The organism is Deltaproteobacteria bacterium (genome assembly GCA_020848905.1).
GTDB lineage: Bacteria > Myxococcota_A > Polyangia.
In genome coordinates this window covers 1-14,936 of record JADLHG010000038.1, presented here as the reverse complement: position 1 = coordinate 14,936, position 14,936 = coordinate 1, and the positions used below count along the sequence as shown (strand labels likewise).

The window sequence follows — 14,936 nt, the reverse complement described above, 5'->3', positions numbered from 1 at the left end:
TCCGCGGAAGGTCTGGTTAAGGTGAGCTGCAGCGGCATGGCTGGTGCCGCGACCTTCTCGAGCCAGCAGTATCAGATCCTCCAGCTCCTCGACGGCAGACGCTCGCTGGAGGAGATCACCCGAGAGGCGCGAGATCGACTCCGTGTCCGCGTCTCGGTCGACGAGCTGGACAATCTCGTCTCCACCCTGCGCTCGCTCGAGCTGCTCGTGCACGACGGCAGCGTGGTGGTGCCCCTGCCGCGCGGCGGCCTGGCCCCGGGAATGTCTCCCGAGGAGTGGTTCCCCGGGGACGCCGATCCGGTCGATGACGAGCGGACGGAGGTTCGCGGGTGGCCGCTCGCTCCGGCGGGGGCGCGCGTTGCCCCCCCTCCCCTTCCGGTCGAAGACGATTCCTCGGCCAGCGCTTCGTTTGCCGACCTCTCCGAGGAGTCGGAGCAGGTGCCGGAGGGCGCCCTGGCGAAAGGCTCCCGGGAGGTGCCAACGGAGCAGCCCCCCACCGAAGCGCCGGGGGAGGGCGAGGCCGACGAGGCCGGGGAGCCCAGTGAGCAGGACGAGGAGGACGAGGAGGTCCTCAAGGCCGTCGTCTCGCGGCGCAGGCGCCGGCTCGTGCGGCTCGCTGTGGCCGTGGGAGTGCTCGGCTTGCTGGTCGGCGCGGCGGCGCTGACCCCCTTCCGGCTGTGGGTGAACGAGCCCTGCGAGCTCATCCCGGGGCACCGCACGGTCGTGCGCAGCCAGCTGGATGGGCTCATTCGAGCCGTCGGCGTGCGCGAGGGGCAGTGGGTCAAGCGGGGCCAGCGCCTGGTCGAGCTCGACGACCGCGAGTTGCGGTCGGACATCGACAAGCTGCGGGCGCGCGTCCGGCGGGCGACCGCCGAGCTCGCTCGGCTGCAGAAAGGGGCGCGGCGCGAGGAGATCGCGCAAGCGCGCCAGGTCGTCGCGACCAAGGCCACCGAGGTGCGCTTCGCGCAGCTCACCGAGGCCCGGAACAGGCGTCTGGCCAGCCAGAGCCTGGTCTCGAAGGAGCGCCTCGAGGCCGCGAGCCGTGACCTCGCCGTGCGTCGGCGGGAGTTCGAGGAGGCGCGCGCCGCCCTGGCGCTCCTCCTCGCGGGAAACCGAAGCGAGACGATTGACGCCAAGAAGACGGAGATCGAGCAATACCGGTCCGAGCTCCGCTACCGACAGCTCCAGCTCGGCCGGGCCACTGTGACGAGCCCCATCGACGGGCGGGTCGTGACGCCGCGCATGGAGGAGAAGGAGAACATCCAGGTGCGGGTCGGGGATCCGCTGGTCGAGATCGTCGACACCTCGGTGATGAGGGCGGAAATCCAGGTCCCGGAGCGGGAGCTGGACGCGGTCAGGGTGGGCCTTCCCGTCGAAGTGAAGGTACGAAGCTATCCCGAGCGCAGCTTCTGGGGAAAGGTGGTCTCGATCGGCCAGAAGGTCGAGGTCGGTCAGCTCGTCAACAGCATGCGGGTGGTCAGCGAGCTTCACAATCCCGGCGAGATTCTCAAGCCCGAGATGACCGGGAATGCCAAGATATACTGCGGCAAGCGATCGGTGCTGCACCTGGCGACGCGCAGGCTGATGCGGTGGATGCGCGTGGAGTTCGTTTTCTGAGCCCCGTGCTCGAAGCGGAGTGGGATAGTGGCGCGGACGTATCGCCCTAGACTGCGTCCTGACGTGATCATCCGAGCCTCACAGGATGTGGAGGGGGTGCACATCGTCAAGGACCCCATCTTCGATCGCTATTTCGAGTTCAACTTCTTCCAGATCGAGATTCTGAATCGCCTCGACGGCACGCGGTCGATAGCGGAGGTGGCGCGCGACCTGTCCGAGAGCTTCGAGGTCGAGGTTGACGTCACAGACGTCGCCGAGTTCGTCGACGTCTTGCGACGCAACCAGCTGATGGTGGTGACAGCCATCAACTACCGCAGCCCCGAGATCCAGGCCCGTATCGCCGCCATCGCGCGCAAGGACCTCGTCAAGGAGGGCTTCTCGATCGGGACCACGGAGCGCCGCCGGGCGTCGCGGGAGGCGTCCGACCGGAGAACCAATCGATCCGAGGAGCGTAGCCTCTTTGCCGAGGGGCTCGAGGCTCTCCACAGCAACGATCCCCAGCGCGCCCTCGGCTGCTTCGATCGGGTGCTCGAGCGCTTCCCGAAGAACGCGCGGGCCCAGCGCTTCCGAGATGCGATCCAGCGCGCGTGCCTGACGATTCGGGCATCGTCGGCCGGCAAGAGCGAGTTCGCCGGCGCCACTCGGCGCGCACTTTTCAACCCCGATCGGTTCCTGACGCGGCTCGATGGGCTGATCGGGGGCTTCGTCTTCTCGCCTGCCTTTCTCCTCGTATGGGCGAGCACCGTCGTGACGGGGGTCGCCATCCTCCTGGCCAACACCGAGGAGATCAAGCAGAGTGTCTCCGCGCTCGGGGTTTCGACCGTCGGGGTGACGACCGTCATCTACCTCACCGTCGCCGTGTTCCTTCACGAGATGTCCCACGGCCTGGCGTGCAAGCACTTCGGTGGCACGGTCAAGTCCATCGGGATGGCCTTCGTCTACATGGTTCCGGTGGCCTACTGCGACGTGAGCGACGCTTACTTCTTCTCGCGCCGAAACCGCGTCTTCGTGTCGCTGGCGGGGATCATCAGCGACTGCTTCATGACTTCCCTCTGGACCATCCTCTGGCGTGTCTCGGCTCCCGGGACCTTCACCGGAACGATCGGTGCGGTGGTGGCGGCAGTTGCCGCCCTGCAAACGCTGCTGAACCTCGTCCCCTTCATCAAGCTCGACGGCTACTACATCCTCATGGATCTGCTCCGCCGGCCGAACCTCTACCAGGAGGCCGCGGGCTACGCGCAAGCTGCTCTCATCTCCCTGCTCACGGGAACGAATATCTTGCCGCCGGTGAGCGGGGCGATCCGCGCCCTGTACGTCGCGTATCAGATCCCCGCTACGCTCTGGCGCCTCTACATCCTCATCTCCTTCGTGCTGGGCGTGATCTGCGTCTATCTCGTGGCAAACCTCGGGGGGTGGGGCGTGGCCATCAGCGCGGGGATCATCGTCGGGTCCGTCGGTGGCATCATCCTCCCGCTCGCGCGAATGTTCTGGAGCACCCTGCGGAGCAACCTCGGAGCCTTCTTCCGTCCGGCGCACCTGGTGCAACTGGTCCTCATCCTGGGCGCGCCGGTGGCGATCATGGGGCTCGTCCGGTGGAGCGTGAAGGTGAAGGCGCCGGTGACGCTCGAGCCCGGGGCGCACGCGATGGCGCGGGCCAGCGAGCCGGGCCGGGTGGCGCAGGTCTACGTGGCCGAAGGGCAGGCCGTCGCACGGCAGCAGCCGCTCCTGCGGCTGGATACGTCGCAGCTCGAGGCGCAGCTCGCGGCCGTGCGTGCGGCCCGTCAGATCGTTCGCTTCGAGCTCGAGGAGGCGAAGCGTGGCGCGGTGCGCCCTCGCCTGGAGGTCGCGCGGGCGCGCGTGGCGCTGGAAGAAACCCGGGCGCGCTATGCCGCGGCCGAGTGGGAGCGGGCGCGCAGGCTGGCCTCGGCGGGTGGGGCGACGCAAGAGGCGGAGATGGTGGCGCGGCGGCAGCTCGCCTCGAGCGAGAACCTCATCGGGGAGGCGGTGGCGCGCCTGCGCACGGTGGCGGCGAAGGCTCCCCGGGAGCAGATCTTCGGCTTGCGCGCCGAGCTCGCGCGCGCCGACGTGGAGGAGGCAGTGCTCCTGCGGCGGATCCAGCTCAGCGTCGTGCGTGCGCCGATCGGCGGGCGGGTCCTGACCGTGCGACCCGCCGAGTTCGTGGGGCGCTGGGTGGGTAGCGGCGAGGGGCTCTTCGAGATTGCCGATGCCCGGCGCATGAAGGCCATCTTGCGTGCTCCTGCCGACGACGTCGCCGACGTGCACGTCGGCGCGCCGGTGCGGTTCAAGCTCTGGGCCCTGCCGTCGGACCAGACGGTGGAGTGTGCGGTCAACGAGGTGGGTCAGAAGGCGACGGCCACCCGCGGCTACGGGCGCGTCTTCGAGACCCGCTGCCCCGTCAACAACCCGGAGTCGCTGGCGCTGGTGGGGGGGATGACCGGTCGCGCCGAGATCGTCCTCGAGCCGGTTCCGCTGGCGAAGGTCTTGTTCCGGCCGGCGTGGCGCCTGCTGAAGGTCGACCTGTGGGGGCTCCTCTAGTCGAGTTGACAGCCTCGAGGAGTTGCCCGAGGATCATCCGACTCAAACGACGTCGAACGAGAGCTGGGCCCCAAGGCCCGCGAGGCACCTCCCCGCGAGGTGCGGAGAGACCCAACCATGAACGTCGTGGGCATTTCCGCCTACTATCACGAAGCGTCCTGTTGCCTGCTACGCGACGGTGAGTTGATAGCGGCGGCGGCGGAGGAGCGTTTCTCGCGCATCAAGCACGATTCCAGTCTCCCCCTGGCGGCCTTCCGGTTCTGCCTCGAGGCGGGCGGCATCGGCATTCAGGACCTCCATTGCATCGCCTACTATGAGCTGCCGGCGAGAAAGCTCTCGCGGCAGCTCTGGACGGGCATGCCCGTCGGCGGCGATCCGTCGCTCCCCTGGCTCGACGCGCAGCGCCCGGAGCTCGAGATACGGGAGCGCCTGGGCTACGAGGGTCCCATCGAGCTGTTCGACCATCACCTCTCGCACGCGGCGAGCAGCTTCCTCTACTCGGGCTTCGAGGACGCCGCCATCCTCACGGTCGACGGCGTCGGCGAGTGGGCGACCACGAGCTACGGGCGAGGAAACGGCGCGCGCGTCGAGCTGTTCGAACAGGTCGATTTCCCGAATTCCTTGGGTTTGCTTTATAGCACAATTACGGGATATCTCGGCTTTCGCGTGAACAGCGCCGAGTACAAGGTCATGGGGCTCGCACCCTACGGGGAGCCGCGCTATGTGGACCAGGTGCGCGAGCTCATCACCGAGGGACCGGACGGTCAGTACGCGCTCTCGATGCGCTACTTCGATTTCCTCCGCGAGTCGCGCATGTTCTCGGATGCCCTGGCGGAGCTGTTCGGAACGCCGCCGCGCGCCCCGGAGTCGGAGATTCTGCCGTTTCACCACGACGTGGCGCGCAGCATGCAGGTCGTGCTCGAGGAGGTCCTGCTGGCCAAGGCGCAGTACCTGCGGTCGAAGGTCGACTCGCCGAATCTCTGCATGGCGGGGGGAGTGGCGCTCAACTGCGTGGCCAACGGTCGGGTTCTGCGAGATGGGCCGTTCGAGCGGCTCTTCGTGCAGCCGGCGGCCGGAGATTCCGGCGCGTGCCTCGGGGCGGCGGCCCTCGCCCACGCCAAGCTCACGGGCCGCCGACATTCGGGAGAACGGCTGGCGCACGTCTACCTCGGCCCGTCGTATTCCTCGGAGCGCGTGGCCGATATCCTGGCCGACATGGAGCTCCCGGCCCTCGACTTCCGCGGGCGGGAGGCCGAGCTGCTCGAGGCGGTCGTCGACCGGCTGGTCGCAGGGCAGGTGATCGGCTGGTTTCAGGGAGCGATGGAGTTCGGCCCGCGGGCGCTGGGGGCGCGCAGCATCATCGCCGATCCGCGGGTCGCGGACATGCGCGAACGTCTCAATCAGCTCGTGAAGAAGAGGGAGGCCTTCCGCCCCTTCGCGCCCAGCGTGCTCGAGGAGCAGGCCGAGAAGCACTTCGCGCTCGATCATCGTTCCCCCTTCATGCTCGAGACCTGCCAGGTGACCTCCGAGATCGACGTGCCGGCCGTGACCCACGTCGACCGTTCCGCGCGTCCGCAGACGGTCTCCGCCTCGGACAACCCGCGGTACTGGGCCTTGATCGACGCCTTCCATCGGCGGACCGGGTGTCCGATGATCGTGAACACCTCCTTCAACGTGCGGAAGGAGCCGATCGTCTGCACTCCGGACGATGCGCTGCGCTGCATGGCGAACTCGGACATCGATGCCGTGGTGCTAGAGGACTTCATCGTCGACCGCGGGGCGTTGCCCGCCGAGTGGCGGCCGCTTCTGCGCTCGCTGAACTACTCTCCGATGGTGGGAGAGGCGCCGGGGGAGATCAGCCCCACCATCTATTCCTTCTTCTAGGCCGAGCAGCTCGAGGAATACTCCCATGGACGAGACGAACAAGGACCCTCGACGCCAGCGCTGTGAGGCGCTGGCGGGACTTCTCACCGGTCCGGATGGGCTCCGGACGGTACGCCTGCTGCAAGCGACGGGGACGCTGACCAGCCCGCCGATGGAGGGTCTGCCCGCCAGCGGAGAGGGGGACGGTGGGGGCGACGTGGCGAGCTCGGGCCCGGAGGCGTCGTCGTCCGAGGAGGACGAGGCCACGCCGATCGGCATCTGGAACCCCGTTCGGGGCGAGGATGGCGAGCTGCGCTTCGAGCGATCGTACGAGCCGCATATCAACTGCGACGAGGATTGGTCTTGCCGGCAGACTCTGTACCCCCGGCGTGGGCCCTTGCCGATTCGCGTCTGCTACTTCGGGGAGTCGGCAGCAGCCGGTCTCTTTCACCTGCCCGAGCGGACGCTCGCCTCGCTGATCGAAGACCAGCTACAGGCGCTGCGTGGGCCAGGCATCTTTGAGATCATCGATCTTACGCGCATAGCGCAGACGCCCTCCGGCACGGTGGAGATCGCCCTCGAGGCTCTGCAGCTGAAGCCCGATATCATGGTATTCATGACGGGCAATAACTGGCCCATTCGGACCCACGCCCATCTGGACGTGAGTTCGGCGCAAGGTCACGCCGAATTCGTGCGCGAGGGCGGAATACCGGAGCTGGCCCGCGCCATGGTGCGGCGCTCCGCGACCTACTCGGACGATACGATCCACAACCTGAACGAGATCGTCACGGTGGCGGGGATCAAGGGGGTCTTCGTCATTCCCGAGGACAACCTCGCGGACTGGGAGGCGCGGCAGCCCGTCTGCTGGCTGCCGGGGGGCGGCACGGCGGCGTGGCATGCGCTCTACCAGAAGGGGCAGGATCTCCTCGCGGCCGGCGAGTATCGCGAGGTGGTGTCGCTCGCGGAGAGGATGATCGAGCTGGACGGCGGCATGTGCGCCTCGAGCCAGCATCTCCTCGGGCGGGCCCTGCTCGGGCTCGGCCAGTGGGACGAGGCGGAGCGCGCGTTTCGGCGAGATGCAGCGGCGTCGGGGTGGGACGCGACGATCGAGTTTCCGGCGCGGCTCATCGAGGAGCAGGCCGCGATCTTTCGCGAGAGCGAGGCGCTCGATGGCTGGACGCGCGTCGACCTGCCGAAGGTCTTTGCCGAGTACACGGGCGGACCGGTGCCCGGGCGGCGGCTCTTTCTCGACTATTGCCACATGTCCTACGAGGGTCTTCGAGTCACGGCCGCGGCGGTGGCCGCCGGGGTGCTTCGGGCCGCAGGCAGCACCGACGAGAGGGAGGTCGAGTGGCGCCAGGTTCTCGAGCACGGTCCTGCGCTCAACCCGCCGTCGGCGGAGCTACGGGCTCGCGCGTATCTTCACGCGGCGAGCCACAACGTGGACGCGTTGAATAGCCGGGCGCGCCGCGGAGACCTGGCCGACTTCCTCCTCGAGCAGGCCGTGACGCTTTCGCCGAGCATCCTGGATACGATGGTCGACTTCGCGCTCGCGCGTCTGGCGCGGTGCTCGCCGGTATTGGCCGGTGGGGCACGGCGGGTGTACGGCTCGCCGTATGGCTTCAGCACGAAGCCCTATGGGCTGAGAGAGCTGTCGGGGCCGACCATCCGCGCCATCCTGCGGACCCTCGAGCGCCACGGGCGATCCGGGGAGCAGATCGTTGAGGCCGTGCTCCGTACGACGCACGGGCGACGGAGCGATGGCCTGGACCTGGCCGACGAATTCTACTGCGACTCGGTGGTCCGTACGAGCCACGGCGGGACGATCGGTGCGCCGTTCGCGCTTCGCGCGTGGTGGCCCGATTCGAGCTTCTTCTTGCCGACGGAAGGGGGGAAGACCCTGGAGGCCGAGATCACCCTTCGGCTGTCACCCGCTTCGCACCGCGACGCGTCGCCGCGGAGCGTGGGCGTGCTGGTCAACGGGCAGGCGTGCGGGACGATCTCCGTGGCGACCGGCTGGACGACGGGCCGGGTGCGGATCGATGCGGGGCTGGTGCGGCGAGGCATCAACGATCTGGTGTTGCGGTGGCCGCTGGTCACGCGCGAGGGAGAGGGGCCGATCGCCGAGCTCGTCGAGAGGCTCGAGAGGGGGTTGCCCGCGCACTTCCACCCCGTCTTCGGGGAGGTGGCCTCGCTCGTGGTGCGGGGCGCGTGACAGCCTGCGCCGCGAGTGAGAGTTCGGAGCAGATCCCACCACGAGCGCGCACCCGAGGGGATGCGCGCGGGCTACGCGCCAGCGCCGACAACGGTGCAGAACTTGAAGTGATGCACCGAGGGTGTTACGGTTGTCCGTCGCTCAGCTACCCATTACGCACGGAATGACCTAGCGCATGCCGCCGGCCGAGGCCGTCCAGCCCAAGCTCGACATTCTCAAGACCGAGGAGGGGGAGATCACGCTCCTCCGAATCGAGGGCGTCGTCGACGAGGGTTTCGCGGCGGAGGAGCTGGCCCAGCGCGTGCGCGCGGTGGTCATTCTGGATCTGAGCCGGATACGCCGCATCACCTCGTTCGGGATTCGCCAGTGGATGGACTTCCTGCGCGCGATGCACCAGCGCGACGTGAAGGCCTATGCGATAGATTGCACGCCGCGCGTGATCGACAACGCGAACCTCGTCGTCGGGTTCATGCAGTCGGTGCAGATCCTGTCGTTTCAGGCGCCCTACCTTTGCGACGATTGCGGTGCCGACCAGGCGCGGTTGATGGACATGGTGGCGCACCGGGACGAGATCCACGGGCGGAATCCGAAGCCGGCGCCGTGCGAGTCGTGCGGCGGCACGATGCGCTTCAGCGACGACCCGGAGACCTATTTCTCGTACCTCTCGCGCCAGACCCCGAGTCGCATCCCCGAGGAGGTCGCGGCCTTTCTCGCGCGCAACCTGGACCACGAGATAGCGGCCACCCCGCGACGTACGAAGGTCCAGAAGACGGTCGTTGGAGCGCGCACCCTGGTGCAGATTTCCGGCGACGTGGACGAGACCTTTCCGGCCTCGAAGGTCGTCGAGGGGTTGGAGGGCGAGGTGGTCTTCGACGTCATCGGTGTGCGCCGCGTGCCCACCGCGGGGCGGAAGCTCTGGCGACAGCTGATCGCGGAGTCCCGGTCGCTCGTGGAGCGGCTCTGGATCTGTGGGATGCCGGCCTCCCTGCTCGGCGACCTGGATGTGGCCGAAGACCTGGTAACCCCCGCCGACGTGGTGACCTTGTCGTTGCCCTACCGGTGCGGTCGCTGCGCGACTGTTCTGCGGCGCGAGATCGACATGGACGCCTTCCACGACCTGCTGAGGTTCGCGTCGGCGCCCGATCTCGAATGCACGGAATGCAAGGGGACGACGAAGTGCGCGGCCGAGGACTCGGTGCTGGTCAGGGCGTCGGGCCTCTCGCAGCCCATGGCCCCGAAGGAGGTCCGAGACCTGGTGGCGGAGGCGCGCCTTCGCGCCGAGCAGGAACGGCCGCAGCTGCAGTCCGCGCTCGCGCCCGCTGCGCCCGCGGCCTCCGGAACCGTGGCGCCGCCCGTCGCGCGAGCCAGCTCGGGCGGGGCGCCGACGCGTCTCGTTGGGCTCGGTCTCGTGGCGCTCCTCGCCGCTGGCGGGGCGACGACGGCCGCATTGCTCTGGACGAGGCGCGGAGGGGAAGGGCCGTCTCGTGGAGGCGTTACCGAGCAGCCGACGACGGAGTCGAGCCATCCCCAGGCGCCGGAGTGGAGGGACAAGAAGACCTACCACGACGGGGACTACCTTTACGCGGTGGCCGACTCGTCGCTCGCAGGGGATAAGACGCTGGCCTTCACCGAGGCGCAGGCCGCGGCGCACGATCTCATCGCCGACTACGTGGGGACCTCCATTCGCGACGCGGGCTGGAGCGAGATCGTCGCCCCGCTCTTCCTGGGACATCGCCGGAACTACCTGCAGCAGCTCGAGCGAGCGCTGATCTCGGGAGACGGAGGCGAGATCGAGCGCGTGAGGGGGGAGGTCCGAAAGCGGCAGCAGCGCGTGGCGGCGAACCTCGCCTGGAGCTCGGCGCACGTCGCGGCTCCCGACCCGGCCGACTTCTACTGGGAGCGCACCCGGACCGCGGCGGGCGACCGGTATCGCGTCTGGGCACGCGTGCGTATCTCCAAGTCCGCGCTCACCCGCCTCGCAGAGCACTACGCGAGCTCCGCCGTGGGCCTCGGCGCGACGGTGCTGAGCGTCTTCCCGAGCGCCGGCTGGCGGGGCGACCTGACGGGTGGCGTGATCGTGAGCAAGCTCGAGTCGAGCTCGATGCTGCGGCACCTCGGGGTGCGCGTGGGGGACCTGATCCTCTCAATCCAGGGCCGGCGCGTACGCGACGCTGCCGACTATCGCCGGGTGGCCGAGCAGGAGGTCGCCTACGTCGCGACCACGGGAGGCCAGCTGAAGGTCATCACCAAGCGCGGAGACGCGCCGGAGCTCGTGCATCAGTTGAACGTGCCGAAGATGCAACGCGCGCGTGCGGGGACGCGTGGGGGGGGGAGCTCCGGGGGACACGAACGGGGCGAGAGGCCGGCGGTCAACCTGTGGGACGAAGACCCTAACAAGTGAGGGTCGCTGTGATAACGTCAGGGCGAAGGTGGGGCAGTCGGCCGACGCGAGCCGAGGGGATGGCTCAGACAGAGGTCGCCATGGACGCAGGGAAGGGATAGAACGTCGTGACTGAGACGGGTCATGTCTACCATCGTATCTTGGCGCTGGCGGATGGCACGCTGGACAAGCTGCTGATCGAGCTCAACGCCAAGCCAGAGATCCAGCTACAGCACGTCCGACGCCTGAGCGAGGTGCCTCCGTGGGTCGAGGAGGGCAACTGGCCGCGGGTCGTGATAGCAGACCACGCCCATCCGGAGAGTATCCTTCTCTCGCGGATGATCCCGCAAACGGGCACGGGCATGATCGTCGTGTCGATCAAGGACGACCGGCGGTTGAGGGACCTGTACCGGGTTCCGAACGTGATCATCGTGACGGGGAAGACGAAGGTCGAGGGCCGCGTCTTCGGTGAGCTCGAACGCATGCTGGGCACCTGCCTGCGTCTGGCGCCCCGCTACAAGTTCTCGAACCTCGTCTACTTCAGCGCCAACGGAAAGCAGTGGACGGCCTGGGGGGTCAACCTGAGCACGACAGGGGTGCTGGCCCGTGTCCAGGGGTCCGACGGTCCGGCGATCGGGCAGGCTTGCACGGTGCGCTTCACCCTGGCCAACGATCGGAGTTACGAGCTGGCGGCGACCGTGGTTCGGCGGCTGCTCGAGGGGAACGAGCTGCTCGTGGGGGCGCACTTCGAGGCGCCGGACGAGGCCCTGGTGACGGCGATCGAAGCCGAGTTGGCGGCGCTAGTGAGCCGCGAGGCGGCGCGGGCCGAGGTGCAGAGCCGCAAAGCGCCGGCGCCGAAGCCCTTCACCGACCGCGGATCTGCGCGCGACTCGAAGGTCGCGGCGGGCCTGAAGGTCAGGCTCTCGGAGCTCGGCTCGAAGGTACAGAACTACTACGGCGTGCGGGATATCTCCTCGCTCGGGGCGCTCGTCTATCCTCGCGGCGCGGCGCTCGATCCGCTCCGCGTCGGTACGAAGGTCGAGCTGCTGCTCCTCGGACGAGATGGGTCCATGCGGTGCGTGGGCGAGGTGGTGAGGCACGGTGGCGGGGCGGAGGGGCTCGAGCATCCCCAGGCGATGGGCATCTCGTTCACCATGAACGACCCAGACCGCGCTGCCCTTGAGGCCTTCCTCACGCGACAGCGCAAGGGCCAAGCGGATAAGCCCTAGGGGCCCCGGGGCAACCGCATTAGGCTGCGGCGCCAGGCCGCTGGGACTCGGTTGACGGCGAGGCGTTCGCCCGGGCGGCGACGCCCGAATGGCGGTGCCCCGGTGGCGCCTGCGGCGCGCGACGATAGATGTCAACTGGTTCGACTCGACCGCAGCTTCGCTCTGACTTGCGCATCCAATCCATGGACGGTGCGCGCGGGAAGGTGGTGCGGGTCGCGGCCCCTGGCCTGACCGGCGCCGCCGAGTTCACCGAGCGCCAGTACCGCGTGATCTCGCTCTTCGACGGCAAGCGATCCTTGCCCGAGGTGGCGAGAGCCGCTCGCGCGCGGCTCGGCTGGGACCCATCACCGACAGAGCTGCTGACCCTGGTGGCGAGACTGCGCTCTCTGCACTTCCTCGTCGAGGAGATGCGCGATGCGCATCAGGCGACGCCGGGAGGAGTGGGTCCGACGGCCGAGGCGCTCGATTGGTTTGGCACCTCGACGCTGGAAGAGCCGGAGGAGCAGACGGACGTAGGTGGAGGCCCGATCCCGGCGCCTGGGTCAGAGCACGGCGGGGAGGATCAGGACGGGGACGATCAGAACACTGATGGGGCGGAGGATATCCTCACGGCGGACGACCCCACCCAGGTCGTCGCGTCTCCCGACGAGCAGATGCTCCCCTTACCGGATGACGCCGAGATCACGGAGGAGGGAGAGAGGCCGGTCGACGTTGAGGCGGCGGAGAGCGCGTCCGAGGACGAGCGGGCGATCGAGGAGGCGGCCCGAACGAAGCGGAGACGACGCCGGTGGCGGGCGCTCCTCGTTCTGGTGGCGCTGGGTGCGATCGTCGCAACCTTGGCCGTGATCCCCTTCGACCTCTGGGTCAACGAGCGCTGCGTGCTGGTTCCGAGCAGCAGAGTCGTGGTGCGGAGCAAGCTGAGCGGGCAGATTCGCTACGTGCACGTGAAGGAAGGCGACGAGATCCGCAAGGGCGAGCTCGTGGTGGCCCTCGACGATCACGGCTACCGCGCAGATCTGGAGAACACCGAGGCGAAGATGCGTCGCGCGATGTCGGAGCTGAAGCGGCTCCGGCATGGTGCGCGGCGAGAGGAGCTGGCGCAGGCGCGCCAAGCGGTGGCGACCAAGGCGACGGAGGTGCACTTCGCCGTCAAGCAGGCCGAGCGACTTAGCAAGCTGGCCAGGCAGAACCTGGTCACGAAGGAGAAGCTCGACGCCGCCGAGCGCGAGGTGGCGGTGCGGCGGCGCGAATACGCGGAGGCGCAGGCGGCGCTGACGCTCCTGCGTGCGGGTAGCCGTTCGGAGACCATCGAGGCCACGGAGGCGGAGATCGAGCACTACAAGGTGGAGCTGCGCTTCAAGCGGGCGCAGCTCGACCTGAGTCGGATCTACGCGCCGATCTCCGGCCGGGTCGTGACGCCGCGCATGGACGAGAAGGTGAATACGCACGTCCGGACGGGGGATCCCGTGGTCGAGGTCGTCGACTCGGCCGTGATGCGGGCGGACATCTTCGTGCCGGAGCGCGAGCTCGACGCGGTACGGCCGGGCCTCGGCGTAGAAGTCAAAGTAACGGCATATCCCGAGCGCTCGTTCTGGGGGCGCGTGCTGGCCGTGGGCCAGAAGGTGGAGCGAGGCGAGCTCGTGAACACCGTGCGCGTTTCGAGCGACATCCAGAACGCGGGGCGGCTGCTCAAGCCGGGGATGACCGGGCACGCGAAGATCTACGCGGGGAGGCGTTCCATCCTCTATCTCATCACGCGGCGAATCATTCGCTGGGTGAGGGTCGAGCTGGTCATCTGACGAGAGGGATTCGAGGGTCTTTGCGGGCGAGGCCAGCGGCCCGCTCCGCTATACGGCTAGATGGAAGCTGAAGGTGCTGCAAGAAAGGTTCGGCGGAGGGGCCGGCTGCAGAATTGCCTGTCTTGGGATGTTACGCTGTGCTTAGGCCGTTCTTACGATACGGACTACGCCCAGTTGTAGCGGTTGTTCCGCGCGTTGCACGGGGCAATCCGCTTGTCCATCTCACGAAGCTTCAGGAGGTCCTTCAGGTTCTTCTTCTGCATGGTATCGTTCCGTCTTTGGTCGCTCGCCCATATCCTCGAGGAACTTAGGGCGTCGAGTCCGAAGCACGAGAGCTTTCACCCACGTGCCGCGCGTTCCAATGAAAGCTACAGCCTGCCCCTCCAGCCGAAGTCAAACGTTCTCACGACCGAGCCCGCGTCACAAGCGGTCGTTTGCCCCGACCCGAGAGCGCTATACGGCTAGGCCCAGTTGTAGCGGTTGTTGCGCGCCCTGCACGGAGCGATACGCTTGTCCATCTCACGAAGCTTCAGGAGGTCCTTCAGGTTCTTCTTCTGCATGGTTTCATTCCGTCATCGTCGCTCACCCATATCCCCCAAGGACTTAGGGTGTCGATTTCAGAGCACGAGAACTTTCACCCACGTGCCGCGCGTTCCTTCGAAGAAAGCTACAGTCAGCCCCTCCAGCCGAGATAAAACGTTCTCACGAGCCGCGCCGCATGACAAGCGGTTGATTGGTCCGACTCGTCAGTATGCGACTACGCCCAGTTGTAGCGGTTATTGCGGGCGCGGCACGGAGCGATGCGCTTGTCCATCTCACGGAGCTTCAGGAGGTCCTTCAGGTTCTTCTTCTGCATGTGAGCTGTCCGTCTACATCGCCCGCCCATATCCCCCAAGGACTTAGGGCGTTGAGGTGCCGGCCCGCGGGCTTTCACCCGCGGGCCGGGGTCTAGCCAGACAGCAGTGGACTACGCCCAGTTGTAGCGGTTGTTGCGCGCGTTACACGGAGCGATGCGCTTGTCCATCTCACGAAGCTTCAGGAGGTCCTTCAGGTTCTTCTTCTGCATGGTATCTTTCCGTCTACTTCAGCCGCCCATATCCCGTAGGACTTAGGGCGCCGAGGTGAGGGCCTCTTGGGTTTTCACCCGCGAGCCGTGGTCCAGCCAGACAGTTGTCGACTACGCCCAGTTGTACCGCGAGGCGCTCGCGCAGCCACCCGGGGCGATGCGCTTGTCGAGCTCACGAAGCTTCATCAGGTCCTTCAGGTTCTTCTTCTGC

General features: G+C 67.6%; 7 protein-coding genes. All 7 read left to right on the top strand.

The features are described 5' to 3' along the window. Window positions 1-36: 36 nt before the first annotated feature. Complete coding sequence (locus IT371_15875; GenBank protein ID MCC6749140.1) at window positions 37-1,617, top strand: HlyD family efflux transporter periplasmic adaptor subunit; 1,581 nt, start codon at window positions 37-39, stop codon at window positions 1,615-1,617. 96 nt (window positions 1,618-1,713) lie between these two features. Beyond that, a complete protein-coding gene (locus IT371_15870) occupies window positions 1,714-4,173 on the top strand; it encodes an HlyD family efflux transporter periplasmic adaptor subunit (protein ID MCC6749139.1) in 2,460 nt (819 codons plus the stop codon). A 117-nt stretch (window positions 4,174-4,290) separates the two neighbouring features. After that, a complete protein-coding gene (locus tag IT371_15865) occupies window positions 4,291-6,057 on the top strand; it encodes a carbamoyltransferase (protein MCC6749138.1) in 1,767 nt (588 codons plus the stop codon). A gap of 25 nt (window positions 6,058-6,082) precedes the next feature. Continuing rightward, entirely contained in the window at window positions 6,083-8,251 is a 2,169-nt protein-coding gene (locus IT371_15860; protein MCC6749137.1) for a hypothetical protein, read from the top strand. Between the two features lie 175 nt (window positions 8,252-8,426). Further along, entirely contained in the window at window positions 8,427-10,652 is a 2,226-nt protein-coding gene (locus IT371_15855) for a hypothetical protein (GenBank protein ID MCC6749136.1), read from the top strand. A gap of 107 nt (window positions 10,653-10,759) precedes the next feature. Continuing rightward, complete coding sequence (locus IT371_15850) at window positions 10,760-11,860, top strand: PilZ domain-containing protein (GenBank protein MCC6749135.1); 1,101 nt, start codon at window positions 10,760-10,762, stop codon at window positions 11,858-11,860. Between the two features lie 182 nt (window positions 11,861-12,042). After that, window positions 12,043-13,659, top strand: a complete 1,617-nt coding sequence (locus IT371_15845) for an HlyD family efflux transporter periplasmic adaptor subunit (protein ID MCC6749134.1) — start codon at window positions 12,043-12,045, stop codon at window positions 13,657-13,659. Window positions 13,660-14,936: the final 1,277 nt, after the last annotated feature.

Bases quoted from the DNA above. Each gene is read 5' to 3' on its own strand.
- IT371_15875 (MCC6749140.1), top strand. From the start codon at position 37: ATGGCTGGTGCCGCGACCTTCTCGAGCCAGCAGTATCAGATCCTCCAG.
- IT371_15865 (MCC6749138.1), top strand. From the start codon at position 4,291: ATGAACGTCGTGGGCATTTCCGCCTACTATCACGAAGCGTCCTGTTGC.
- IT371_15860 (MCC6749137.1), top strand. From the start codon at position 6,083: ATGGACGAGACGAACAAGGACCCTCGACGCCAGCGCTGTGAGGCGCTG.
- IT371_15855 (MCC6749136.1), top strand. From the start codon at position 8,427: ATGCCGCCGGCCGAGGCCGTCCAGCCCAAGCTCGACATTCTCAAGACC.
- IT371_15845 (MCC6749134.1), top strand. From the start codon at position 12,043: ATGGACGGTGCGCGCGGGAAGGTGGTGCGGGTCGCGGCCCCTGGCCTG.